The following is a 3,209-nucleotide window of genomic DNA, read 5'->3' as shown; positions in this document are numbered from 1 at the left end:
GTCGCCATATTGCTATTATTAAATTTATTCATTATCTATCATTATAACTTATATTAACCTCTATGTTAAGTGCTATAACTCCTTGCAACTCCTATATCTCCTTTATTTTTTCTTATCCCTTATCCCGAATTGACGTTATATAGAAAATACCTGAATAAAAAATAATAAAAATATTTTTCATAAAATACTTAGTGCATATCATAATTAGTATATACTATAGTCAATTGATGAGAATTTGGTGCTAGGAGCGGTGGAGCGACGACGTCACCATCAATTGACTAATGGATAAAACAATTAAATTAAGTAAATATGACAAAAAAATATAATATCGCAGTGGTTGGGGCAACAGGTAATGTTGGGCGAGAAACTCTAGAAATTTTATTTGAGAGAAGTTTGCCAATTAATAATATCTATGCTATAGCATCGAGTGAATCTAATGGTAAAGAGGTTAGTTTTGGAGATGGTACTATAAAAATATCTGATATAGATAGTGTAGATTTTAGTAAAATTGATATTGCTTTTTTTTCAGCCGGATCAGAAATATCAAAGAAATATATACCTATGGTTACCAAGCAAGGCTGCGTAGTTATCGATAAATCATCATTTTTCAGACTTGATCCTGATGTTCCTTTGATAGTTCCAGAAGCTAATCTGGCTAGCCTAAAAGATTATACTATTAAAAATATTATAGCTAATCCTAATTGCTGTACTGTTCCCATAGCTACCGCGTTAAAGCCTTTGGATAATGCCGTAAAGATTAAGAGACTGGTTATATCAACCTATCAGTCAGCTTCCGGAGCAGGCAAAAAAGGAATGGAAGAATTGTATGAACAAACCAAAGCAAAATATGTTTTTAAGGACATTGAACCTAAAGTTTTTCCACATCAAATAGCTTTTAATTTATTCCCGCATATAGGTAGCTTTAATAAAGATGGTTCTACTAGTGAAGAATCTAAGATCGCCCTGGAATTAGAAAAAATTATAGGAACACATGCTAAAGCTAGTGTAACTTGTGTTAGAGTACCGGTGTTTGTTGGTCATGCTATTTCAGTTAATGTTGAATTTAGTGGGGCAATAAATGCGGAAGAAGTAAAAGAGATTCTTAAAGAATCAGACTCTATTGAGGTTAATTGTCATTTAGATCCAATACAATATGTCACTCCCAAAGATGTAGTAGGTACGGATATGGTCTATGTCTCACGAATTAGACAAGATCATAGTCAAAAAAACACCATTAATTTATGGATTACAGCTGATAATTTACGTAAAGGAGCAGCTTTAAATGCTGTGCATATTGCTGAAGAGCTAATCAAGTATATTTGACAAATAATCAGAATAAATTGTGGATAACTTTGTGGGTAAATAAAAAATACTTATTTTGGGTAACTATGCTAAGGTCAGTTTTATATGTTATTGATAGCCAAGATATGTTGCCATAATTGCTTAAAGTATAGATTAAAGCTCGTTAACATTTTAATTAAAAATATATAAAAAGTCAATATAAATTTCTAACTTTTACTTAGTGCATAACTTTTTTGGTGTATAATTAAATTAATTAATCAATAATAAAATAATGAGACAAATACAAATAATTTCCGTTGGTAAACTTAATAATTATTATCAGCCAATTGCCAGAGATTATCAAAAATTGATAAAATATAATATAAAATCCACAGAAATTTGTTATTCAAAAAAATTACCAGCTGAACAAATCAAACAATTTGAAGGTAAATTAATTAATGAATTTTTAGAAGAAAAATCCTGTAAAATAGTACTAAACATTATTGGTAATGATTATAATAGTCATGAATTTACAAAATTAATAACAAATAATTTGCAATCAGGTAAAAATATACAATTTATTATTGGTGGTGCATTCGGTTTAGATAAATCGATTCTTGAACAAGCAAATATCCATCTTAGCCTTTCAAAAATGACTATGCCCCATCAAATGGCAAAAATAATATTATTAGAACAAATATATCGGACTCAGACCATAATAGAAAACCATCCATATCATAAATAGGTATACTACTCTATGAAATTTAACAATTATCTTTTACATATTAGGCTCCTAACAATTCAGACAATCTTCCTACCAGTTATTTTTATGTCCTTATCAGCATTTGCTAATTCAGAGTTCAACAAGAATAATGCAGAATTTATTAATTTATTGAAAGATACAAAAATTACTGTTGTTGCTCCTGCTTCAGGAGTCAGCAATGAAATATTATCTAATTTGAGAAATATTACTTCGTTAAAACTAAATATTCCAAATGATTGCTTTAAAGGAAAAAGCCTATTCCATTCTTCCGATGATCAAACAAGATTATTATGTTTGGAAAAGGCCTTAACTGATCAATCAAATAACGTAATATGGGCTCTTCGTGGGGGATATGGTTCAGCTAAATTAATTCCTGACTTACAACGCTTAAAGAAACCGATAAAGGAAAAGTTTTTTATAGGATTTAGTGATATGACAGCTTTACATATTTTCTTTTCGCAAGAATGGGGTTGGAAGACAATTCATGGTAATGGTATCGTTGAAATACTTAAGCCAACTAAAGATCGTCAAAATTTTATAAAAATAGCAAAAATAATTTCTGGTAAAGAAACTCAAGCTAAAATTAAAGGATTATCAGCACTTAACCTTGCGGCAAAATCCAGTAAAATCGTTACAGGTAATCTTACAGGCGGTAATCTAAGCATTGTACAAACATCTATAGGTACATCATGGCAAATAAAAACGACAAATAAGATACTTTTCTTGGAAGATGTTGATACAAAGCCATACCAAATAGATCGTATCTTATATCATTTAAAACAAGCAGGGCTGTTAGAACGAGTAAACGCTATAATATTTGGAACTTGTGGAAATGATAACGAGACCATGATTAGGACTCTTACTGATTTTGCGGCTACCTTTAAAATCCCAATATTTAAGACCAATAGATTCGGTCATGAACGAGTTAATGATCCAATTATCTACAACACTGATACAAAAATTATTGTTACTGATGATAATCAGTTTGAATTAATAATGCAATGCTATTAAATAACCCCCCTCTCTCTTGTCACCCCTGCTTACGCAGGGGTCTCAGATCATAGCACCCTACAATTTTTATTCTATAACCCACATTCCGCTGGAATGATATAGGAATGAAATAATTATTGAATAATTAAGAGAAAAAGTATTAACTAAGAATGAG

At 30.3% G+C, this 3,209-nt stretch carries 3 protein-coding genes; all 3 read left to right on the top strand.

The window, feature by feature from the left end:
- Nucleotides 1-309: 309 nt before the first annotated feature.
- The 3 genes from asd (at nucleotide 310) to RiCNE_RS06620 (ending at nucleotide 3,055) form a co-directional block, all read left to right on the top strand.
- Nucleotides 310-1,323, top strand: coding sequence for an aspartate-semialdehyde dehydrogenase (gene asd / locus RiCNE_RS06630; RefSeq protein WP_094649779.1), 1,014 nt, complete (start codon nucleotides 310-312; stop codon nucleotides 1,321-1,323).
- Between the two features lie 250 nt (nucleotides 1,324-1,573).
- A complete protein-coding gene (locus RiCNE_RS06625) occupies nucleotides 1,574-2,026 on the top strand; it encodes a 23S rRNA (pseudouridine(1915)-N(3))-methyltransferase RlmH (RefSeq protein WP_094649778.1) in 453 nt (150 codons plus the stop codon).
- 84 nt (nucleotides 2,027-2,110) lie between these two features.
- Nucleotides 2,111-3,055 (top strand): LD-carboxypeptidase, encoded by a 945-nt coding sequence (locus RiCNE_RS06620; protein ID WP_410525751.1) that lies wholly within the window; start codon nucleotides 2,111-2,113, stop codon nucleotides 3,053-3,055.
- Nucleotides 3,056-3,209 lie beyond the last annotated feature (154 nt).

It is taken from the genome of Rickettsia endosymbiont of Culicoides newsteadi, assembly GCF_002259525.1.
Classification (GTDB): domain Bacteria; phylum Pseudomonadota; class Alphaproteobacteria; order Rickettsiales; family Rickettsiaceae; genus Tisiphia.
Note: the sequence above shows the minus strand (reverse complement) of the source record. Positions and strands in the feature narration are given on the sequence as shown.